Origin of the sequence: Bacillus sp. LM 4-2 (genome assembly GCF_000978495.1) — a bacterium.
GTDB lineage: Bacteria > Bacillota > Bacilli > Bacillales > Bacillaceae > Bacillus > Bacillus subtilis.
Map to the genome: position 1 here is coordinate 2,532,690 of NZ_CP011101.1, position 21,783 is coordinate 2,554,472.

Consider the following 21,783-nt stretch of genomic DNA (forward strand, 5'->3'; position numbering starts at 1 on the left):
TTTACCTCCTTCCTGGTCTTGATCTTTGCGGTCTTCCTTTTGATTCTTCTTTCAAATCGGTTACCTCATAATCATCGAGAGCGTACCAGATAGCTGACAGTGTATGCGGGTCTATGGTGAACTCGTCTTCTATGATGTTCCCCAGCTTATCGGTAGCATAAGCAAGCGGCTTAAGCTCATAAATCGTGTTCTCGCAACGATCAGAGCAAATGATCTTCCTGAACCGCTTGATTTTCTTTGTATACTGAAGGCGTGATCCTTGATATTTACGGGCACCCACCATATTGAAACCGTGTTGCTGAAAATAACGGATTGTCTTTGGCTCTGCTGAATCCGCCTTGATTAATTCCTTAGTCTCTGCAAATTCCTTAAGTTCTTCGGCTGTCTTATCATCCGTTAATCCATTTTTGTAATACTCCCAGTAGATATAGAGATATTTCTTTTCATGATCCACAGCAACCCTAACGACGGCGTTATACGATTCCACAAAACCAAAGTCCATGCCAACCCGTTTAAGCGGGCGGTTAATATTAGAGATTGCAGTCATAACCTCTTCATGCGGTCGCTCTTCAAACTGCGGCAGAACCCGAATTCCATTCACGCCAAAATGACCTTTCCGCGCAATTCGGTAAAGGTCTGGATCGTATTCCTTCAATTCTTCAAGTTGCTGGACATAGCTTTCTGGCAGGAAAAGATTATCATCTGCCGTTGAGTGATGATAATAGGTGTCGTTGCTAACGATTATCCGCTTTTCATAAAGTTCCTTATCATCCAGTACAAAGCGCTTCTCCCTATCATCCTTGAAGAAATGCTTAAAAGTCCAATTGTCCTCTCCAACTGGATTTGTTGAAAGTATCATGTGAAGCGGCAATGTCGGGTGACGAAGACGTCCAAGAAGCTCCTTGAACCCCTCATATTTTACTTCAGAGCATTCCTCAATCCAAATGAGGGAAATATTATTGATTGATTTCAGTTTGGCTGGCTTATCCATCCCTTTAAAGATGATTCTGCTGCCATTTGAAAATCGAATCTGCATCGGAGAAGATACACATCTAACGATATGATCTAATTTTAGATCACTTACAAGTTCATCAAAAAGTGAAAATGTTGAGTCCCTATGTGTGTCGTACACTTCTCTGATAACAAGTGCAGTACGCTTTTCTCTGAGCAATTTCAGAACAATCTTGAGCGCCACATGATAGCTTTTGGATGATCCATAACCACCCACAAGAAACTGAAACTTTTGATTCCAGTCAAAGAGAAATTCTTTAAAATGTGGATTTACCTGTTTAATCACTGTCATCACCTTTGTTTACAATGGTGATCTCAAAAGGTTTATCTTCTTCTGTAAGTTCTTCGATCTCTATTTTTTTCTTGTTGATATTTAAGCGCATATGCTCCAATTTAAGGCGTCGTTCGTCTTCCGAATGGGCTAATTCATCAAACTGTTTAATTAAATTCCTGAGCTCTGCCATTGCACGAGATTGAGCGTTCAAGAACGTTGCATGACGATCCCAAGAAAATTGAAATTCGAATTCTTCCTCTTCGACTTCGTTTGTCTCAGATAGCACAGACTTTTTCTTTTTCAGTTCTTTAATCATTTCCTGCTTATCAGAAACGAACATGATCTTTTGCGCCCTTATTATTGCGGCATATTGGATCTGTATCTGATCCCATATCATATCGACAGGCGAACGTTCTTGAATCCCTTCCATGATGGATAGCGTTTCTTCTGGCAGGAACTTAGAGAAGAATCCATGAGTCACAGCGTTTTGATTTCCCTTAGGTGCGCCGCCATTATTACCTAACGCATTCTTGTTACCGAGTGGTGCACCTACTTTTTTTGTGTGCACACCTTTTTTTAAGGGTGCACCCTTTTTTCTTTGCCAACCATGGCGTTGTTTCCACGATTTAATGGTGTTCACAGATACCCCATATTTCTCGGCAAGGTCCTTGTATTTCATACCTTTGGCGTAATCCTTATACGCCTGTATGTGCTTATCAACCATCTACATTCACTGCCGCCTCCTTTTAGATTGAGTTGTTTTGAAAATAAAAAAGCTCCTCAAAAGAAGCTTAAATATGTTTTTTTATTAAATTAGTTATTTCATCAATCAACCGCTCAATATATTCTTGATTGAAGTTCACCTCAATTATTGGATCATCGTTCATAAAACCTCTTAATGCCACTTCAACTTCTCTTAAATAATTTATATATTCCTGTAACTTGATATTCAGTTCTTTATCAAAGAGTATTGAAAATTTCTTAACAATCAGTTCAAATGCCGATAGCTCTTTAAAATAATCAGTATGTAATTTTTCTAAGTATCCTTCTGGGTGATTATAGAACGGTACAAAGGCAGCAGCGGTTTCAATTCTTTTATTGTTAATATTATAAATCTCATCAATTAGTATATAGCCTTTTGTGAAAATTTCATTTCCTTTTCTATTCTTCTTTTGTAAAACATAATTAGTTCCACCTGTAAAAAAAACTGCTGTTATAGCACTAGTAATGACTGTACCAAAATCTATTTGAATCAATTTCATCCCCTCCTTTTACTAATTATCGGCAAAAGAGAGCGATACAGGTACTATTCGCAAAATTTGTCGAACGAAACTGTTGTATAAAACCTAAATTTAGTGGTGACGCAGGAATAATTCGCCGCGCCGACCTGCCTCCCATTTTACACTACAGATTTTTTCAGATTCAACAAACGCTCAAAGTGGCAATCTTGGCATAATTGGCTGATGAACTCATCTTTCATTTTGCGTACAGTTTCCCTTGAAATGCCAAGGTGAAGACTTATTGCGCGGTAGCTCATACCCTCCATCATGCAATCATAAATGACTTTATGCTGCTCACCATGGATCTTTTCAGCCCCTAATTCAACTGCATATACTCGCTCTTCATAATACTTAAGACGTTTGAAAAGACGTTCCTCTCTCATATCCATTTGCCTTAGCTCAGCCTGACTCTTCCCAGGACTTCCTTTTGGCATAGTAGCTTCTAATCCATATTGAGCAACACCCCAATTCTTCATGGGAATTACTGAACCATAGAGTACCCTTTGCAATCGACGAACCTCTTTCACCATCCAGTGATAGCTATTGATTAGATTTTCAATTTCTTTTCGATTCATGAAAGTATCCTCCTTTTCAAAATAAAAACGGACACCAAACATACAGCGTAATACTGTAAGTTCAGTGTCCGCAGGCTTTCCGTCTTGGACTAACTGGATATTTTATGCTTTAATGAATTCACATTACCTAAGGAAAAAAATTCAACTCCCTCCTTAAATATGGTAAAATTTTATTATAAAGTAGTGGAGGTTGTTATATGAGAGTTAGAGAAATAAAAAATTTACTCGACAATTATAATAAACAAATTGGAGTTAGTGTTTCGCACGTACCGCACAGCAACAGAAAGACTGTTCTTAATTTACAAAAGTCTTTAGATGCAATTAACGAGTTGTCTAAACTTGGTTTTTTAGATGATGATATTGAGAGATTTAAAGATCTAGGAAGTATATATTATTCACGTGTACCTGAAGATAAGATTGAAGTGGATAATCACATCGCTAATCAAATTACTAATCATATAAAAATTGTAAAAGAAAAATTACGTGGTTTTGGAATTTTAATTGATCAGTCAGTTTCTGATCAAAATGAGAACGTAATTAGCGTAAAACTCCCTCAATACAACTCATTAGAAGAACTAGAAAAATTCATCAAAAAATTAAATAATGCATTTCAGAATGGTATTACCCTTGAGGAAATTAATGGACATTATAAATTACAGGGTTTTGACACAGGTTCAATGTGGATTGACATCTTAGTAAACAGTTCAGCTGCAGTAATATTTGTTGGACAACTTATAGATGCAGCTATAAACATTTCAAAGCGATCTCAAGAATTACTCATTACTAAGGCAAACATCGAAAAGCTAGCTCTTCAAAATGAGCAATTAAAGCTACAAGTCGAAACTTCCAAAGCTTTGCTAGATGGAATTGAAAAGGGTATTGACACAATAACAGATGCCGAAATAAAAAATGTTACTGAAGGAGCAAATTATTCAACAGAATCAATAGGACATATAAAACAATCGGTTAAAATCTTTGCAGAATTACTCCATGAAGGTACCCAATTCCACCCATCTTTAGATGCACCTTCTGAAACAGTTGAAGCCTTTCCTGAACCCCAAAAGAATTTAGAAGAGCCTCAACAATTATTAGAAACATTAGCTGACAATTTACCTGAACAGGAATAACCTGCACATCCAAGCCGAAGGAGGAGATATCCTCCTTCTTGTTTACCTTTTTATAAAGTATTATATCTTCTTCTCATTTCACCTTAAACCCTATCTCATGATCAACCCTTGCAAAGCTGCCCTTTACAGTTTGAATCACTGTTTTGCCGTGCTCCGGAGCATCTAAAACATGTGCAGTTCCCTGATTCCCATCTAAAACAATGATCTGAACTTTTCCTGGGTCAATTTTCTGCTGAATAGTGAAGTCTTTTTTGATGTTTATTTCTCTTGGATTGTACACTCAAAGCGCCCCCTATGTTATGATAGAAGTACCAGTTCATATCAAGAACACTGAGGCTAAGCGCTTCGGTGTTTTTTATTTTTAGGCAGAAACCTCTCTTATCATGACTTCCACCCTTGGCTCTTCGCTATAAAACTTACTGACTTTCAAATCCACAACCTGACTATCATCTTTGTATATCAGATGATTCAAAGCATCTTTCACGCCCTTTACATAATTATCAACGTCGGGCTTTGTAGTCGGCCGCAGAAGGCCCTTTTCAGCTTTCTCTTTCTTCTTTTTTGAGTTTGAAACTGACTTAGGCATTGGTCTGTACACTTTGACATCCATTGAGACAGGACCAGTAATAATTGTTTCTGGTCGATGCTGAGACGCAACCAATGCCACATACTGTTTGAAATACTTTGATTTCGCTGGATCACGCATATGCACCTTCCCATTTCGTATTGATCCACGCGGCCTTCCTTGTGCGACTGGCTCACCATAAACAGTGAACTTAATGCAATCCAACTGTTCTTTACCTCCCGTCAAGCTGTTCCCATAACTTAATTTCTTTTTCTATTCTCGGTGCAGAAAGTAAAATTATCAGCAGAGACACGACTGCTTTAAGCACTCAGCATCCGCTCCATTTGCTTTATTTTTTCCTCAAGTAAACGGATTGTTGGTGTAAGATCTTTACCTTCATTTCGATTTGAAGGGCCAAATATATAAAGTCCACCAGTTGCTTTTATATTCGTTTTCTTTTTCATTCCCAATCACCTAACCTATGATTTAATTGCATTCGATCGCCTCTAATAATCACTATGTAATCACGGCACATCTGGTGAATTCGTGAACCAAGAGCCTCGTCTATATCCAAAATCTCATCGATTGTTAACTCCGAAGAAATCAGCAAAGGTTTGTGATTTAAATACCGGTAGTTCAAGACTGACTGGATTTGTTCAACCTGCCAGTCTGTTGCCCTTGGTTGACCGTTTATTGGTTTAAATAAATCATCAATGAATAGAACTTCGACCTTTCTCATGGCATCGAGTTTTGCTTCTAAGTTATCAAAGTTAGCTTTCAAATCACCCATGCCCTCTACATAAGGGAAATACATGCAGTGTACTGATTTTTTCTTGATCAGATTATTCATAATCGCCGTGAGCAAATGAGTTTTACCGCTACCTGGCTGTCCAAGTAATGCGATACTGTTTTGCCTTTCTCCTTTGATCTTTTGAAAATCTTTATAGTATTCCACTGCACACTCATAAGCGTCCTTGATCATGTCTGGCTTACCGTCCGTTATGAAGTTACCAAAGAGAAGCTTTTCAAACTCTTCTGTAATGCCACTAGCTGCCATGAGTCTGGCAATTTTCTTTCGTCTTACACATTCACACTGTTTTGAATAAGTATCTTTCCATTCGCTAGCTTTATCCGGCGTACAAACCTTACCTAACAGAAAATCATCTTCCGACACCATATCGTCCGGAACCATAAGGTCTAACTGTTCATCTAAATGCCAAGAAGTGTCCTTATGGACTCGATAAACGACAATTCCACGATCCTTACAATAAGGACAATCAAATTCAGCCTTTTCTTCTGATACGGCCTGTTTTGTTCCCAAAAAGCGGGCTGACCTTTCCCGAAGTTCCTGCATGATCGTTTGAAATGCGGTGTCTATACTGACTGCTTTGTTTATAGCCATATTGTTTCTCCTTTCTCTTTTGAGTGAATGGATTTGATAAGATGGCTTGAACATATGACAAACTTGCAGCTTTCCCCTTTAATTGAAACGCTGTCTTGATAGCCTCCATCACTTTTTCCTCACCATAATCGTCGACCATGTAGCCGATCCGCTGTGCCTCCATCGGGCCGACTGACCGAGCAACTTTGTTTTCATATAGCTCAAAGGCATTTTTCATTTTGTCATCGACCTCCTGATGTTCAATCTGAGCTGGTTCCAAAGCTTTGTTCTTCATGTAATTTCCTAGTTGTATGTAGTCTGCATAATGAAGTATGGTGACGATGAACCCTCTTTTTTGTGGAAGACGGTGCAATTTGATATATCCCTGTTTCTCCATTCGGTCTAGTGAGTATTTGATCTGTGCAGCTGACCAGTTAAAATCTTTTGCTAGTTCCACAACTTTGATAATGGTCTGCCCAAGTTCTAGCTCTTGATTTGGCCTGTATTCAGCTCTTTTGAACAAGTGATCATAAATTTTTTCATCCCTAAACTCTTTGAATGGTAGTCGGGGTATGACCACATACCCCATTGCTTTTATGTCCAAGTCAATCACCTACTTCCTTTCACAGAGTGCAGTTATGTCAGAGATGCCGGCTCAATCAAACGGAAGTTCATCGTCTTTTATATCTACAGGCTTGCCGTCAAAAGGATCGGTTTCTTGGGCGCTTGGTTTTTCCGTTTCATCTTTGTTTGAAGGCTCGGAATCGATAATTTCTGAACTGTCTGCCTCATTGGTAATGTCAATCCGTTCCCTTGTTTCATCTTCCTCAATAACTGCTTTTTGCATTTCAACAGAGAGAATCCCCCACTTGCTCAAAACTGCTTTTAATACAGTCTTAAGAGCCATCGCATCCCAGTCATTTTTCCATCCAAAATCAGACTTACTGAATTTCTTTTTGTGCTTCTCTACTTGTGCCTTTGTCCAGTACACTGTTTTTCGGAAGCCATTTATCAACTCAAAATAAGCTGCATAACCAATTACCGCGTCTGATTCTCGTTTTTCAAAATCAATCTCGATCTCCTCAGTCAACGGATTCCACTTCTGCAATTCGCCTTCATGAATCGGTATGCAATTGATGGATTTATATTGGCCTGTTCGTAAGGCTAGCTGGATATATCCTTTGTATCCAAGCTGAAATTGAGCCTTACCTCCGTAAGGAACAATCCAGGCATACCCTAAGTTTTTATCTATAGGTAAATCGAGTGTAGCTGCCACCATTGCTGAGGATATGACGCTCATAGGATCTGTTTTCTGTAGCATCTGCTCGCTGTTATAAAGGCTTAAGATAGAAGCAGTAAACTGTGTAGCCCTCTTCCCTAACACTTCCTCAAATCGTTTAATAACAGATGGTGAGGAAAGTAGCCCTTTCATTGTTGCTCCTTGTTGTTGCACAGGTACGTTTTTTTGTTTCTTTTGGATGTTGTTTTTAATTGATTGATTAGTAGCCATAATCAGCTAACCTCCTTGATTCCAAAACGTCTGAAATGAGTTTCCTTTTTAACTTTCTCGTATACATCCGGAAACTGGTCTTTGAGCTTTTTCGTGTCAATTCGATTTGAGACAACAGGCTTCCAGCAAGCTTGATAGTTACCGATAAACCCATACTCTGCATCCTTCATTTCATGTTTGATTTGGTTCTCTAATTCTTTTGCCTGGCTTTGAAGCTCTGAGATCTGTTCTTTAATAAGCAAGTATTGTTGAATACGTTCTCGATTAGCCGCAGTTAAATCAATAGCTTTGTTATTTTCCGTTTCGGCATATCGTTTTTTGAGGTATTCCTCCGCAGCACTTGAACCATCTAAAGCAGGAGCTTGTCCACCTAAGACCTTGTCATTCCAGAACTCAATCTCTGCTTTAAAGATCATGTCAATTAACTCGTCGTCTCGCTCAATCTCTTTCCAGACAAATTTGTTCCCGCCAATCAGCACAGCAAAATAAGCTTTCCGATATTCAGGTCCAAGCACACCCAGATAATGCTGGACCTGAACGATATAGCTCTCGGGGATTTCTTCGTCCTCCCATTCTTTTAAGTTGTAGGCTGATGTTGTTTTACATTCAAGGATCGCTTTTTCACCAACGATCATTCGATCAACATTAGCCAAAATGAAATTATATTCTGGATGTCTGAGTATTGCTTTTTTACGTCTAACCTTCTTGCCACTACGTATCTCAAATTCTTTTGCAACAATATCTTCTAGCAATGATCCAAAGTAAGCAGCTTCACTTTGCGATTCACTAACAGGGACCTGTCCTGTTTTGTCTAACCATAATTCAAAAGGTGTCTTCCACTTGTTCAGCCCCAAGATAATGGATGCATCTGAGCCGCCAATTCCTTTTCTTCTTTCAATAAGCCATTCATCACGGCTCATTTCAGAATTCTTAGCAAGAACCTCAGCCCGTTTGCTTGTCATTCCACCTAACCCCCATTGTTTTTATTGAGGCTATCTGATAAAATATTTGCACATGAGTTTTTTTAGATAGCCTTTAAAGAAGTCCACTTTGCCGAGTGGGCTTTTTTATTGCGCGTTTTTAAATTCAAAACCAAGTTGCTCCCTTAGATACCTTTCCAAGTTCTCTCTGAGAATGATTTCGCCGCCATCAATTACATAATCATCAACTGGTGTTACTTCATCACCGTAAAAATCTATTTGTACATCCGTTTCAGTCAGCTTATCGTGCCAGTTGTTTATGACCATTGGATTTTCGACCATTCTTATTCTCCTCTCTGAATTTGTCTGCACGTCTATCCCATAACAGATGGAATTCACTATTGTTACGAATCATCACACACCATTTACGAACTTCCAGAGCAGTTGCCGGTTTATGAACAAAATGAACCATCATCCTATACACCTGCTCACTACAGTTAAGTTGATACCTTGCTGTTGCATTTTCAATGCCGTTTCATAAAGGCGTCCTTTGTTTGCAAGCCGGCTAATATCCTCAGTAAGAACCTTGATGCTTCCAGCAAGACTAATCGCTTCTTCATAATCACCATCACGTAATGCCTCTGACAGCATGATTGATAGCTCTTCTGCTGATTCGATTTTTCTTTTTGCGATAGGAACATCTGCCTTCAAGAAATGATTAGTATTCATACTGAAACCGCCTGCCTTCCTTCTTGTTTTGCCATAGCAACTTGATCAACTAGAGCTTTCCGCGTCCATCTATCTGCAAGTTCCTGCATTTTCAACCCGTGAGTACGAACAAGTGAATAAATCAATGTTTTGTTAGCCGCAATCAAATCAAAAATCTGCTTAATATCGGCCATCGGCAGCTCCTCTGTTTTACCTGGTCGGTTATCCGTGAGCCAACGGGCTAAATGTTTGGTTGCTTGCAGTGCTTCCTCCAATTGGTGAACCATATTAATCACCGCATTACTTGCACATTCATTGAGTGCCGGATCAATAGGAGCAGCGGCTGTAGGATGAAGTTTGAATAAGTAATGTACAAGATCAATATGTTCATAGGCAGCGCACTTCTCAAACCATTTAATACATAACTCTGGAGTAAGCTTGGCAAGTCCATTTTCAACATCTGAAACATACCTTTGATCCTTACCTCCGATTAACTTGCCGATTTGGTATTGTGAAAGACCTGCAGCCTTACGGGCACTACGCATAATCTGCGGTAAATTACGCATATTGTATGGGTTGTTCTCCATATGTTTGCCTCCTGTTATATTAGGTTTTTAGTTTTAAAATTGAAGTTGAAAGACCATGCTGTTTATAAATGACTTAGGCTGATTCCTTTTTATTTTTTTGCGCAAGCTTCTCTTGGTGTTCATTCATACGCTGAACAAGTATGCCACTGAGGTATTTGTAGGCTTTGGCCTCTGCCTGTTCAAACAGTGGTCCTTTTTTCAAGATGACTTTCATAATTAAAAGGCCTCCTTTGTGAATTCTAATCATGCTGAATCCTTAGAATTATGTTTCGTTTCGTTACATACATCCTCAAAAAAAATAGTCCAGTCAAAGCCTAATTTCTCTCCTATTTTTTTTGAGACAATAACACTAGGCTTCCTAGTACCATTTTCTATCATGGTGTAGTATGCTCTACCAATCTGTGCAGCTTTGGCAACTTCTTCTTGAGTAAACCCTTTTTCTAAGCGGTTTTTCTTAAGCCATTTTCTCATCATTTTTCACCCCCTTAATCAGAAAATGTAACGTTTCGTTACTTAGATAATAGTATCGATTCGTTACATTGTCAACACATTTTCATAAAAAAAGTATCGTTTTGTTACCAAAACTTATATGTAACCCTTTGTTACGTTACAATGAGATATAGAATAAAAACAAAAGTCAGGTGATTAATATGTTCTCCGAGAACTTGAAAAAGTGCAGAAAACAAAAGAAACTAACCCAACAAAATATGGCTGATAAACTTGGAATTACTCGGCCTGCCTACACCGCCTATGAACTAGGTAGTCGTGAGCCTGACTATAAAACCTTAATTAATATTTCAAACATACTTGATGTTTCTTTGGATTATCTTCTTAAAGGAGAAAGCAATGAAAAAGTATTTCAGGATGAAGCAAAAAAAGTGTTAAACGATCCTGAAACATTCCTTGCAGCAAAAGACGGTGAGGTAACAGATGAGATCTTACAGGCTGCTTTGGAGATTATAACGGAGCAATTAAAAGAAAGACGGAAATCAGATAAATAAACGCAGTTAGTTTATTATTATTTATTTCTGTTTATTATGTTTAATTCTGTTTACTAATAAGATTTAGATTCTCATTTATATTTCATTCATACCCTCATTTAAAAAGTGATTTTGAATCCTTTACAAACCCTTACGTGACAAGGGTTTTTGTTGTTTTTCTCATTTATATTTTCATTTATGTTTCTTTTATATTCTCATGTAAAAAAATTGAGCGTTTATTGTGAGGGAAATTGCAGAGTATCGAAATGGGAAAAGAGGGCTTCTTGTTAAAAACCTTGCAAAGTGTATGTGAAAAAAATAAACAATACAATTATCGTAACAACAATAATTGTTTCTTTAATAAAATTTTTATTATCTTCATTCTTTTGTTTCTTTTTTTTAATCTCTTCTCTGTATTTTCTTTGAACCTCTTTCTTCTTATCATTATTTTTCATGATTAAACTCCTTTGAAGTCCATTTATTCCCTTGCCCCTATCATTTGCAATTGTAATAATTCACTAATGATTACACCAACAAAAAAGGATCGGCAAGTGCTTTTCACTCAATGGTAACCAACATAAGCACTAGCTGGACAGGTTTTAGGATGTATCTAATCGTTGAGGTTCCATTTCCTGCAACTGATCCAAAAACTTCCTTATGAAGAACAATCTCTTCTCTGTTGTGGGGATGCTACCAAAAATAGTAGGCAAATTGATAGCGGTATTAAAAAAACAGCTCATTAAATGCCATACTGGAACTGTCTTTGATTTTTGGATTTATTTTCTGATGCAGCTATTGCTATCCGTTAGTTTAATTAGAACTCAGATAATCCAAGACACGGTCAACTCTTTCATTGACTGAGCAGTCGTCTTCAATCTTTAACACTGGACAAGATAAATCTGCCATCCAATGTTCATGCAAAGCTCTACTTCTAACTTCCATTCCAGCATTATCATATAAAGAAGCCCACTCTAAAAATGTTTTTGATTGTTCATATTTACTGCCACCGGCTAACACTTCGTTTCCATAACGCTGAAATTCCCTGTGCCTTAGTCTCTCAAGCCGTATATCTTGTGGAATCCATAAGAAGACGACAAGGTCAAAATAACTTTTTAGATTATCGCCCCAGCCACACACTGCACCAGAAAGAATCCATTTTTCATTGATTGTTAAGTCTTTTTCAAGCAACTTTCTTCTTTCAGGAATTTCTCTTTTTTTAGTGAATTTGTCTAACCAATAGTAATTATCAGTATCAAGATGCGTATGAGGCAAACGCTTTGATAATGCAGCACCCAATGTTGAAGTTCCGACACCAGAGGCTCCCAATATGTGAATATTTTTTTTCATACTTCCCCTCCTTATTAAGCAACCAAACTCCCTGTTTGTTGCATAACGTACTTACTATTATTTTGACATAAATCCCTAAAAGACCTTTACTTTTCGAGGGAAATCCAGATGCGTGTTAAAATCATAATACTTACGAAAACAGTCATTATTAAACGGATTCATATTCCATCTCCTTAGACGCATTTTCCTATGAAAAAAGTCTTGATTTCCATATAATATTTAAACGAATCCAATTTTTAGATTGTCGTCTTTAAGGAGGTTTTTCATCTTGAGGTATACAAACAGTCATTTAGAGGATTGGATTGAAAACTTATACAAGAAGATTGATATTACAGAACCAGAACAAATTAATTTTGAACGGATTGCCGAGGCTTTAGATATCAGGCTTTCGTTTAAACCTGTTACAAGCTTCGCACTTAAACACAGCGGGATTTATAATATATGCTTGGACAGCCGAAAAAGCCGAACTGAACAATGGTATGATTTCGCTCATGAATTTTGCCATATATATAGACATGAAGGCGATAAAAAAACAATGCCTGCAACTTGGACAGATTATTTAGAGTGGCAGTCCAATTATTTTACATATCACTTTTGCATTCCAACTTTCATGTTGCGTAATATTAATCTTTCGTACATACAATCACATGCAATTGAAAATATAGCTTGGTTATTTAAGGTATCCCCTTCGTTTGCGAAGAAACGTTTGAGCATTTATTACAGGAAGCTGACTCAACCTTTATTTAATCAAACAGTTACGGGAAATCTGTGCACCCCCCTTTTGTAATTAATAATGAAATCCTCATGCATTTGCGCGCATTGAAAAAAACAAAAAAAGACGTCTCCCTTCACGATCCGATCGGGCAGGATAAGGAAGGGAATGAAATAAGCCTGATTGACGTTTTGAAATCAGAAAACGAAGACGTGATAGATACGATCCAGCTCAATATGGAGCTTGAAAAAGTGAAACAATACATTGACATTTTAGATGACCGTGAGAAGGAAGTGATTGTCGGGCGGTTTGGACTTGATTTGAAGAAGGAAAAAACGCAGCGAGAGATTGCCAAAGAACTCGGTATCTCACGCAGCTATGTATCGCGGATTGAAAAACGGGCGCTGATGAAGATGTTTCATGAGTTTTATCGGGCAGAGAAGGAAAAGCGGAAGAAAGCGAAGGGGAAATAATGCAGAAGAAGCCGGATCTCATATTCCGGCTTTCTCTATTTCATTAAAGTTTTTTAAAAAGAAAATAGAGAAAAAATATATAAAAGAGTGATGAAAATCAGTTTTGTCATCACTGATAAACTCTTCGAGAAAAGCGTCTGGATCATAGCAGATGGCTTCTCTTATGGGGAGTTACTTCCCTCCATCAAGCGATTCTAAGCCGGACGTTCTAAAAGCTCTCCTGAGAAAATCCTTAGATCGGTATACTTCAGTACATTCCTAGTCTCTGCTTTCTTTATAGAGGCCTCATCAATGCTCTCGATACCCTTACATATATGACTATCACAATGAGAGGACTTTTAATGAATATGAAGAATCAGTTAAAAAACATTGGTTAGAAGCAGTTCGTTTTAAAGAACTACTCATTTTATTTCAAATCACTGATCGTTTAAGTACTATTCTTCACAATCTCTTCTGTTGACTCCAATCCCTAAATAGTGCTCCTTCAGTACGGTGACACATATAGAGGGACGAGAAAATCTCATTAAAACTGCCCATCCGATGGCGGGCAGTTTAATTATTACCTCTCCTGTTCCTTTATCACCCTCTCAATCCCATATAAAATCAGTTTCAAGCCAAACTCAAATGCTCTGTCAGTCCCCATCAACTCAAACAGCCCGTTCGTAAACATCCTCCGGAATAATCCCGCATCTGTCTCGCTCATGGAATCAAGAAGGCGTATCATCTCCTCCCCCGGATGCTCTTCTTGGTCCTTTAGGATAGCAGTGACATTGCGCTCATGCTGATAATCGTCTAAAACGAAGTAGAAGACATAGTTTACAAGCGTAGTAACCACTTGCATTTTCTGCTCTTGCTTAAGTGGTGTTGATTCCACGCAGAGTAACATTCGGTTCGTGAATCGGATGATGTCCGGTTCATGGGGCAGCGTCATCATCATGAGCTGCGTAGAGCAAGGATATCGGCTGAGCACGTTCCGTACCGTTATCGCAAGCCCCATCAGCTGCTCCTTCCAGTCTCCCTCGGAGCGGAACTCCTCCAGAATCATTTTCGATACTTGGTTAGCCAGACGCTGGTAAAGCTTCTGTTTGCTCTTGAAATACCAGTACAGAGAGGGAGCCTGAATCCCTAGCCTGTTGGCCAATCGTCTCATGCTGAATGTTTCGATGCCTCCCTCCCCAAGAAGTTCCCACGAGGTTTCTAAAATCTTTTCCTCTGAAATCTGAGGCTGTTGCTTTTTCATATTATCCGTCCTTTTATCTAACAGTGTAAGTTTCTCTTTACAGGTTTATAAAATGATGATACCATCTAACACTGTAAGACTCAAACTAACAGTGTTAGATTAAATATAAACAAGAAAGAAGTGAAATATAATGGATACAGAAAACCTCTATTATTTTGAAAAAGCACCGATCGCAAAAGCTGTTGCTCACTTCGCTATACCGATGATGCTAGGTACATCAATGAGTGTCATATATTCCATTCTAAATGCCTTTTTCCTTGGTACACTCCACAATACCGCCATATTAACCGCACTCGCATTAACCTTGCCGTTATTTGCAATCATTATGGCGCTAGGCAACTTGATTGGCATGGGCAGCGGTACATTCATCTCCCGTTTGCTCGGGGAGAAAAAATATGATGATGTAAAGCAGGTATCCTCATTTGCCTTTTACAGCAGTTTAGTTCTCGGTCTTATTGTGATGGCAGTGGGTCTCCCTTTAATCGATCCAATTGTTCATGGCCTAGGGGCAACATCTGACTCCTTCGGCTTCACGAAGGAATATGTCATGGTTATGCTTATTGGTTCACCTTTCGTCGTATTATTTTTCACGCTGGAGAATATCGTGCGCTCAGAGGGTTCAGCAATCACGTCGATGACCGGTATGATTCTCAGTGTTGTTGTAAATATTATGCTTGATGCGTTAGTCATCTTCGTATGCCATTGGGGTGTAATCGGAGTTGCGTCTGCTACCGTCATTTCCAACTTGGCTGCGAGTTCATTCTATGCCTTCCACATGGGATATAAGAGCCAGTTCTTAACTGTCTCCGTAAAGTGGTTCAAGGTTGGCCTGGATATTCTGAGCAATGTATTAAAAATCGGCATTCCGGTCTTTATTATGAGTATTTTTTTGGGGGCAATGTCTCTTATCTTTAATCATTTTCTTGTCGAATATGGGGACAAAGCCGTTGCTGCATACGGAATTTCATCCCGCTTATTTCAATTTCCTGAATTTATTTTGATGGGACTATGTGAAGGGGTCGTACCGTTAATTGCATTCTCTTTTACAGCGGATAAATTACGCATGAAAAATACCATTGGATTTACATTAAAAGCGATTGTGATGCTAGCAGTAATGTTTGGCGTTATCGTCTATTTAATTTCCGACCATCTAATAGGTTTATTTACAAATGACCCGCAATTAATTAAAATAGGCAGCTACATTCTACATGTTACGTTTTTATCCATATTTATTACAGGGATGTCCTCATTATTTACTGGTATCTTCCAAGCTACCGCGCAAGGAACGGCCGCTTTTGTTATGTCATTTATACAAGGAATTACTCTGATTCCTGTATTGTTCATCGCCAATCAGGTGAACGGCTTTCATGGGGTGGTTTGGTCACTTGTCATTGCAGATACAGTCGCATTCCTTGTAGGTGCCATCATGCTTTATGCTTTGAGGAACAAATTGCAGCCTGAATTGAATAGTTAAGTGCTAGTAAACATATGACATTTAAATCCGTATTGTAAACTAATCAAATATGTAAAAAAAGATAGTTTAGCCCTCATAATCGGCTAAACTATCCCCTTCTCAAATCCTCCCACTTTATTATTAATGTAGTTTAGAAGAATTGAACCCGCACGAGTTATTCCGCTCACTATCATTGATTATGAAGCTTATATATTAAAAAATGGTGAGCTCAAAACAGTAAACGTCGGGCTTTTTTACTCTCTTCCTTTTAAATACACGATTAGAATCATCAAAAACAATAATGATATTTACACAAATTGCGATTTACGCAAAAGTCACCACTCCTCTTTTCATGGACAGAAAAAGAGGAGCAAACCTATGTCTGCGTCTTAACGTTTTTCTTTGCACAACGTCTAGTATCTTCTTTGGATCAATTTTTCTGTAAGAAATTCAGCAAGTGTTACTCAACGACATGAAGAAATTGTTTATGTCCTTTGTCATTTCAGTTATTCAACTATTGGTGTAAGTGAACTACCAGCCCATACCTCTCCCTTATTAAGGGTCCAGCTGTCATTATAAAAATTAGACCCACCTTTATTAACCGAAGGGCTGTGAACCTCATCCCAAGTTAGAAAGTACACGGTTTTCGGATATTTTTGTTTGACTGTATTAAGAAACACAGCATAATCCAAATTACCATCTTGTTTTTGTGTGCCGATTTCTGTGAACGCAAATGGCTTATTAAGAGCTGTTAACTCATCATATCCTTGAATTGAAAAATTGTCTGAGAAATACGCATCTAATCCAACAATATCAACATATGAAGATCCAGGATAAAAGTCAGTCTTAAAGTCTCGATTGGCGTCCGGTGAGTAAACCCATATCAGGTTGTCCAAACCTCTTGTATCAGTCATATAATGATAGATTTTTTGATAAAGTTGTTTATAAAGTGAGAAGCGCTGGCTGTCTTTTTTGTTATATTCGGTTAGTCCCCACCAAAACCATTCTCCATTCATTTCATGAAGAGGCCTGAATAGAACAGGAACACCTTCATTTTTTAACTGATCAAGGCCATCTGCAACTTTGCTCAGAACAGCCTCTAACCGCTTGCCCTCTGTAGTTGATGAGTCTAAGATCTTTTCATACTCACTGTTTGAAATATGGGAAGCATTTTTCCCAAAAGTACTGGATGCAGGATTAGCTAGATGTAAGCTAATCTGTGGTATTCCACCGCTTTTCCAATATGAGATTAAGTCACTGTTGCAACTATAGTCGATCGTCTCAGTAATATCAGAAATATAGGGCTTCTCCAACCATCCACTGGAATAGTCACAACCATAAATTGCGGGTAGCTGGCCTGTAGCATTCTTAATTTGGTTGGCTTCTTTCATGGAAAACGAAGCATTTGTGAATCCGCCGAATGCACCTGACAGTATGCGATTTTCAGATCGGTTTGGCAGATGAGCCAGCCAATTCATCAACTCTTTCGTTGTTGCCTGTGCATTAGGATTCACAGGGTAAACTGTATGAGCAAGAGCCGACTGTGAAAAAGATGAAACGATTATGAAAGATAGTAATATAAAAACACCAATTTTTTTATACATATATATTCTCCGTCTTCTACTTTTTATTATTTTAATCATTTATTCTGTTAAAGATTTATAAAGCACAGAATCTATTAAGTCATTTACGCTTTTTCATCCCCTTTCATATTTAAAATAAGAGAGACCTTCCTTAGAGATATTTGCATTTACCCATTGTAAATCTCCATTTTTTGGGCATTAATTATATTAAACCGAAAAATATCTACTTTCATCAGACGTTTCACCTATTTTTTACTGTATGCCTCACAGGCTATAAAGCAAACTTTTCCTTTTGCATTTAAACCTTATTACCTATTTCATTAAGTCGAATTATTTTCGATATTAAGTGGTGGATGATTTTCACTCTCTTTTTTATCCTATTAAATTATTTTAAAAAATAATCAAAAAACAAATCATTTTGATCCCTATTCGTAGCAGCAAACGTTACTTTTGGTACAAAGTCCTTTATAAACAGAAAAAGAGGAGCAAACGTATGGTTTACTCCTCTAACTTAGTTTCTTTCTTCTTGATTTTTCATAATCTGATGTTTTCCTTAACAGCAGTTCCAACCCGTCACTTTCTCCGTAGCATATAATCAAGATTCTAATACCAATCCAAAAGTTATTTTGATCTACTGAGAATTTTAATTTGCGGTGCCCTATTGCCTTTTTCTCTCTCTGACTCATAGTTTTAAACCATTCAATAAAAAACCCTCAATTGATGTTTCATATTCATTTGATTTTCAAAAGCTTCAGCCGTATCAACCTGTTAATCTTGCATTTTACCTGCTGACTTATATCAGAAGCTCTAACCAAATTTTAATAGCTGTCGCACCTATTAATTGCGCTAAAACCCATTGCAGGAATTTTGTATTTACTTTTTGCCCAACTGATGCACCAATAGGAGATGCAATTAAACTAGCAATCATAAGAACCAGAGCTGGTACAAAAAGAACCTGGCCCGTGATTACTTTTCCAACTGTTGCGCCAATAGATGAAAGAAATGTAATCGCAAGAGATGAAGCGACTGTGATTCTAACAGGAATATTTAAAATCGATAACATAATGGGGACCAGGATAAAGGCGCCGCCAGCTCCTAAAATACCTGATACACCACCTATGATTAACGCTAGAGACGAAGCCAACCATTTATTAAATATCACTTCTTTGTCTTCGCTATGTTCTTGTCCTTTTTTAGGTATCAACATTAAAATAACTGCTAAAATAGCCAGAATTCCGTATATAAAGTTAATTCCTTTTTCAGATATGTAATGAGAAAAGTAACTCCCCAATACACTCCCTAAAAGGATGCTGCTTCCCATGTAAATAATTAATGCTTTATTTAGAAGACCACTCTTACGATAAGCCCAAACACCGCCGAGTGTCGCAAAGAAAACTTGAATAGCCCCTATCCCTGAAACTTCATGGGCAGTTAATGACATCACTCCCACTAAAGAAGGAATGTACAATAGCATTGGATAATTAATAACTGCTCCGCCAATACCAATCATTCCGGAAATAAAGGCACCAATAAACCCTATAATGAAAAGAGTTGTGATAAAGGCAATATCCACTTTGGTTTCCTCCTTTCAAAGGAAAAGGGTATCTTTTTATTCGATACCCTTTCACATTATTAGCCTTTTTTAATCCAGAATTTCAATACATCACCTTCATCAGTTTGCTCTAAAAGGTCATGTCCGCCTGATTTAGACCAGGCTGCAAGATCATTTTTAGCTCCCTTATCTGTTGCATGCACTTCTAATATTTGACCTGATTCCAGTTCATTCATCGCTTTTTTTGTCCTGACGATTGGCATTGGGCATGCCAGGCCTTTTGCGTCTAATACTTTATCTGAGTTCATGTTCATCTCTCCTCTTTTTAATAGAAACTTGTGTTACCGTATTGCACAGCGGTTTGGACCAATCTCCATTTCACGCTGTTTTTCTTCATCTGGGCTGATTTTCCCCATGTTTGTTTCTCGAATCTCTTGGTATGCATTTGGTTGCGGAGGCAAATGATCTGTTACTAGGTGTCTAAATTCTGTTTCATCCGCAATGTTCAAACCATGGTTCTCGCTAAATAATGTACTTAGTTTTTTACCAACACTTCCATCCTCATTTAGCTCGTCAATGATCATAAAGTGTGCTGGTAATACAATTAAATCCTTTGATAACGCTTTGTAACGGCTATAAAGCGTTTTTCTTAAATCTCCTACCCAATCTTCTGCCATACCGGCTAAGTCTGGTCTGCCAATTGAATCAATAAACAAAATATCACCTGAAAGAAGATACAGATCATCGACAATGAAAGAAGTGGACCCAATCGTGTGCCCCGGCGAATAAATCGGTTGAATTTTAATCTTTGTATTTCCAATGATCATGTCATTTCCTTCTTCCAACGGCTGATAATCGAATACCACTTCTTCAGCATCTTTAGGCGGTAACCAGTAGGTTGCTTTTGTTTTTTCAGCAATGACTCTGCCGCCTGAAATATGGTCCGCGTGAAGATGTGTATCAAATACGTGAGTAATCGTTGCACTCTTCTCCTTCGCAAAATCCATAAAGAAATCTACCATACGTGTCGCATCAATAATTGCTGCTTCACCATTGGAAATGACCATGTATGACAGGCAGCCTTTACCGATTCGAACAAACTGATACATCTCACCGCCATCTTTTAAATCCCCGACTTTTACCGGCTCTAAATGTTCGCTCCATGCTTTCATTCCACCCTTAAGATAGGATACAGAATGACCTGCTTCAGATAGCATTTCGGATACCATGACGGATGAACCTTCTTTTGCACAAACGACCAGCACTTCTTTATCAGAAGGAATTTTCTCCAAGATATCTTCTACGCCATCTAAAAGATCGAAATACGGTACATTTAAATGGTCAAAGTCATGTCCTTCAATCTTCCAATCGTTAAAATCATTTTCATTACGCACATCCAAAATAAATAAAGGTTCTTTGTTAAAGATTTTTTTTGTCACTTCTTTTGGGGTCATTGCCTTTACGGTCATGTTTCAATACCTCCTATATCGAATCTTTTAGCGGGACTAAAATGTTAAGGATACATCAGCATCTTTAGTAAAATCTAAAAAGGTAACAGCCCCGCCTACTTCGATTCCTTCCATAAAATCATCTTTTGTTAAACCCATAACGTCCATCGTTATTTGACAACCAAATCATGCAACTCCCATTTCAATCAGTTAAGAATAGAAGGCACATTTGCGTTCCTACAACCTTCTGCGAAGTGTTCTTTTCCTTTCGGCATTTCTAAATGTTGATGGGAATGCTTATGGATCAGGTTTAATCCCTCGAATGTAAAGAAGATAGATACTTCTTGATCACTTGCTGCTGCCGCAGTCGCAATATTAAATACTTTATAAGCGTCAAACAGACCACCATTTGCCGCAATAATCGCTACTCTTGTACTTATCTGTTCATCATCTTTTTTATTTATTCTGTTTTACCTGTCCAATCCCGCATACCGGGAACAACATTAATAACTTTTTTAAAACCTTGTTTCTTCATGATGTGGGCCGCCATTTCACTTCTTCTTCCCGAATGGCAGATAATATAAATTTCATCATTTTTGTTTAATTCATTAGAGCGCTTTTCCACTTCACCAAGAGGGATATGCACAACTCCAGGAATATGAGCTTTTTCATACTCCTCTATCTCTCGCACATCTAAAATGTTAAGAGACTCGTCACTATCCACTTTCTGTTTGAAAGCTTCTAATGAAATCTCAGGAATTGAAGATGCATTTTCTGATGAATGCTCTCCTCCTTTTCGAAGAAAATGACGAAGTATTTCTCCCTCTGCTTCAGTACCTAGATATTCATGGCCTGTACTTTTTGCCCATGCTTCCAGATCTGCTGTGGAACCTTTATCTGTTGCTTGAATTTCCAATACTTCACCAGCTTTTAAATCCTTCATTCTCTTCTTCGTTTTTACGATAGGCATTGGACACGCCAAACCTTTAGCGTCTAGTACAATAGTTGCTTTCATCATTTTTTCCTCCTTTTCTCATATAGGGGTGGGGGTATATAA

28 protein-coding genes and 3 pseudogenes are annotated in these 21,783 nt (G+C 38.0%); 5 read left to right on the forward strand and 26 right to left on the reverse strand.

Annotated features, from left to right (window positions below):
• Position 1 precedes the first annotated feature (1 nt).
• From bslm_RS12625 to bslm_RS12640, 4 genes are all read right to left on the reverse strand, one after another.
• Positions 2–1,297 (reverse strand): PBSX family phage terminase large subunit, encoded by a 1,296-nt coding sequence (locus tag bslm_RS12625; RefSeq protein WP_003229917.1) that lies wholly within the window; start codon positions 1,295–1,297, stop codon positions 2–4.
• Positions 1,290–2,009: a phage terminase small subunit gene (terS, locus tag bslm_RS12630; RefSeq protein ID WP_003229916.1), complete on the reverse strand. Its 720-nt coding sequence runs from the start codon at positions 2,007–2,009 to the stop codon at positions 1,290–1,292. The genes bslm_RS12625 and terS overlap by 8 nt, the downstream gene beginning before the upstream one ends.
• Positions 2,010–2,076: 67 nt before the next feature.
• On the reverse strand, positions 2,077–2,541 hold the full coding sequence (locus bslm_RS12635) for a hypothetical protein (protein ID WP_004398685.1): 465 nt from the start codon (positions 2,539–2,541) through the stop codon (positions 2,077–2,079).
• Between the two features lie 143 nt (positions 2,542–2,684).
• Positions 2,685–3,140, reverse strand: coding sequence for a hypothetical protein (locus bslm_RS12640; RefSeq protein ID WP_004398775.1), 456 nt, complete (start codon positions 3,138–3,140; stop codon positions 2,685–2,687).
• Positions 3,141–3,337: 197 nt separating this feature from the next.
• Here bslm_RS12640 and bslm_RS12645 point away from each other — a divergent pair, with 197 nt between their 5' ends.
• Positions 3,338–4,267, forward strand: coding sequence for a hypothetical protein (locus bslm_RS12645; RefSeq protein WP_003229913.1), 930 nt, complete (start codon positions 3,338–3,340; stop codon positions 4,265–4,267).
• Between the two features lie 73 nt (positions 4,268–4,340).
• Here bslm_RS12645 and bslm_RS12650 read toward each other — a convergent pair whose 3' ends face one another.
• From bslm_RS12650 to bslm_RS12695, 13 genes are all read right to left on the reverse strand, one after another.
• Positions 4,341–4,547, reverse strand: a complete 207-nt coding sequence (locus tag bslm_RS12650) for an XtrA/YqaO family protein (protein ID WP_003229912.1) — start codon at positions 4,545–4,547, stop codon at positions 4,341–4,343.
• 81 nt (positions 4,548–4,628) lie between these two features.
• A complete protein-coding gene (locus bslm_RS12655) occupies positions 4,629–5,057 on the reverse strand; it encodes a RusA family crossover junction endodeoxyribonuclease (RefSeq protein WP_009967809.1) in 429 nt (142 codons plus the stop codon).
• A gap of 95 nt (positions 5,058–5,152) precedes the next feature.
• On the reverse strand, positions 5,153–5,302 hold the full coding sequence (locus bslm_RS20865; protein ID WP_003229910.1) for a hypothetical protein: 150 nt from the start codon (positions 5,300–5,302) through the stop codon (positions 5,153–5,155).
• Entirely contained in the window at positions 5,293–6,234 is a 942-nt protein-coding gene (locus bslm_RS12660) for an ATP-binding protein (RefSeq protein ID WP_075058863.1), read from the reverse strand. The genes bslm_RS20865 and bslm_RS12660 overlap by 10 nt, the downstream gene beginning before the upstream one ends.
• Positions 6,116–6,793 (reverse strand): DnaD domain-containing protein, encoded by a 678-nt coding sequence (locus bslm_RS12665; protein WP_116362964.1) that lies wholly within the window; start codon positions 6,791–6,793, stop codon positions 6,116–6,118. The genes bslm_RS12660 and bslm_RS12665 overlap by 119 nt, the downstream gene beginning before the upstream one ends.
• A gap of 75 nt (positions 6,794–6,868) precedes the next feature.
• Positions 6,869–7,723: a recombinase RecT gene (locus bslm_RS12670; RefSeq protein WP_003229907.1), complete on the reverse strand. Its 855-nt coding sequence runs from the start codon at positions 7,721–7,723 to the stop codon at positions 6,869–6,871.
• A gap of 2 nt (positions 7,724–7,725) precedes the next feature.
• Positions 7,726–8,685, reverse strand: a complete 960-nt coding sequence (locus bslm_RS12675; RefSeq protein ID WP_004398673.1) for a YqaJ viral recombinase family nuclease — start codon at positions 8,683–8,685, stop codon at positions 7,726–7,728.
• A gap of 105 nt (positions 8,686–8,790) precedes the next feature.
• Positions 8,791–8,985, reverse strand: coding sequence for a YqaI family protein (locus bslm_RS12680; RefSeq protein ID WP_003229905.1), 195 nt, complete (start codon positions 8,983–8,985; stop codon positions 8,791–8,793).
• Positions 8,945–9,118 (reverse strand): hypothetical protein, encoded by a 174-nt coding sequence (locus tag bslm_RS21370; RefSeq protein ID WP_119123069.1) that lies wholly within the window; start codon positions 9,116–9,118, stop codon positions 8,945–8,947. Before bslm_RS21370 ends, bslm_RS12680 begins: the two co-directional genes overlap by 41 nt.
• On the reverse strand, positions 9,115–9,372 hold the full coding sequence (locus tag bslm_RS12685) for a YqaH family protein (protein ID WP_003245994.1): 258 nt from the start codon (positions 9,370–9,372) through the stop codon (positions 9,115–9,117). Before bslm_RS12685 ends, bslm_RS21370 begins: the two co-directional genes overlap by 4 nt.
• Entirely contained in the window at positions 9,369–9,938 is a 570-nt protein-coding gene (locus bslm_RS12690; RefSeq protein WP_004398626.1) for a helix-turn-helix domain-containing protein, read from the reverse strand. The genes bslm_RS12685 and bslm_RS12690 overlap by 4 nt, the downstream gene beginning before the upstream one ends.
• Positions 9,939–10,011: 73 nt before the next feature.
• The gene (locus bslm_RS20870; RefSeq protein ID WP_003229902.1) at positions 10,012–10,152 is read right to left on the reverse strand and encodes a hypothetical protein; all 141 of its coding nucleotides are present in this window, start codon (positions 10,150–10,152) and stop codon (positions 10,012–10,014) included.
• Positions 10,153–10,181: 29 nt separating this feature from the next.
• Positions 10,182–10,412: a helix-turn-helix transcriptional regulator gene (locus bslm_RS12695; protein ID WP_004398958.1), complete on the reverse strand. Its 231-nt coding sequence runs from the start codon at positions 10,410–10,412 to the stop codon at positions 10,182–10,184.
• A 176-nt stretch (positions 10,413–10,588) separates the two neighbouring features.
• On the opposite strand from bslm_RS12695, the gene sknR reads away from it, so the two are divergent.
• Positions 10,589–10,939, forward strand: a complete 351-nt coding sequence (sknR, locus tag bslm_RS12700) for a transcriptional regulator SknR (RefSeq protein WP_004398704.1) — start codon at positions 10,589–10,591, stop codon at positions 10,937–10,939.
• A gap of 266 nt (positions 10,940–11,205) precedes the next feature.
• Here sknR and bslm_RS20875 read toward each other — a convergent pair whose 3' ends face one another.
• Both bslm_RS20875 and bslm_RS12705 read right to left on the reverse strand, forming a co-directional pair.
• A complete protein-coding gene (locus bslm_RS20875; RefSeq protein WP_003229900.1) occupies positions 11,206–11,373 on the reverse strand; it encodes a hypothetical protein in 168 nt (55 codons plus the stop codon).
• Positions 11,374–11,728: 355 nt separating this feature from the next.
• The gene (locus bslm_RS12705) at positions 11,729–12,265 is read right to left on the reverse strand and encodes an ATP-binding protein (RefSeq protein ID WP_004399117.1); all 537 of its coding nucleotides are present in this window, start codon (positions 12,263–12,265) and stop codon (positions 11,729–11,731) included.
• 268 nt (positions 12,266–12,533) lie between these two features.
• Between bslm_RS12705 and bslm_RS12710 the strand changes: the two genes are divergently transcribed.
• Positions 12,534–13,052, forward strand: a complete 519-nt coding sequence (locus bslm_RS12710) for an ImmA/IrrE family metallo-endopeptidase (protein ID WP_015714342.1) — start codon at positions 12,534–12,536, stop codon at positions 13,050–13,052.
• Positions 13,052–13,450, forward strand: a pseudogene (locus bslm_RS12715) (sigma-70 family RNA polymerase sigma factor); the annotation flags it as partial. The gene bslm_RS12710 and the pseudogene bslm_RS12715, both read left to right, overlap by 1 nt.
• A gap of 559 nt (positions 13,451–14,009) precedes the next feature.
• On the opposite strand, the gene bslm_RS12720 reads toward bslm_RS12715, so the two are convergent.
• Positions 14,010–14,690, reverse strand: coding sequence for a TetR/AcrR family transcriptional regulator (locus bslm_RS12720; RefSeq protein WP_046381200.1), 681 nt, complete (start codon positions 14,688–14,690; stop codon positions 14,010–14,012).
• Between the two features lie 130 nt (positions 14,691–14,820).
• On the opposite strand from bslm_RS12720, the gene bslm_RS12725 reads away from it, so the two are divergent.
• Complete coding sequence (locus tag bslm_RS12725) at positions 14,821–16,164, forward strand: MATE family efflux transporter (RefSeq protein ID WP_046381201.1); 1,344 nt, start codon at positions 14,821–14,823, stop codon at positions 16,162–16,164.
• 485 nt (positions 16,165–16,649) lie between these two features.
• Here bslm_RS12725 and bslm_RS12730 read toward each other — a convergent pair whose 3' ends face one another.
• From bslm_RS12730 to bslm_RS12755, 6 genes and pseudogenes are all read right to left on the reverse strand, one after another.
• Positions 16,650–17,747 carry a glycosyl hydrolase gene (locus tag bslm_RS12730; protein ID WP_033884505.1) on the reverse strand — a complete coding sequence of 366 codons (1,098 nt, stop codon included), beginning with the start codon at positions 17,745–17,747 and terminating at the stop codon, positions 16,650–16,652.
• A 772-nt stretch (positions 17,748–18,519) separates the two neighbouring features.
• A complete protein-coding gene (locus bslm_RS12735) occupies positions 18,520–19,299 on the reverse strand; it encodes a sulfite exporter TauE/SafE family protein (RefSeq protein ID WP_046381202.1) in 780 nt (259 codons plus the stop codon).
• Positions 19,300–19,358: 59 nt separating this feature from the next.
• On the reverse strand, positions 19,359–19,586 hold the full coding sequence (locus bslm_RS12740) for a sulfurtransferase TusA family protein (protein ID WP_046381203.1): 228 nt from the start codon (positions 19,584–19,586) through the stop codon (positions 19,359–19,361).
• A gap of 33 nt (positions 19,587–19,619) precedes the next feature.
• A pseudogene (locus bslm_RS12745) lies at positions 19,620–20,754 on the reverse strand (MBL fold metallo-hydrolase).
• Positions 20,755–20,783: 29 nt separating this feature from the next.
• Positions 20,784–21,166 (reverse strand): annotated as a pseudogene (locus tag bslm_RS21375) (DsrE/DsrF/DrsH-like family protein).
• 20 nt (positions 21,167–21,186) lie between these two features.
• Positions 21,187–21,744, reverse strand: a complete 558-nt coding sequence (locus tag bslm_RS12755; protein ID WP_046381205.1) for a sulfurtransferase TusA family protein — start codon at positions 21,742–21,744, stop codon at positions 21,187–21,189.
• Positions 21,745–21,783: the final 39 nt, after the last annotated feature.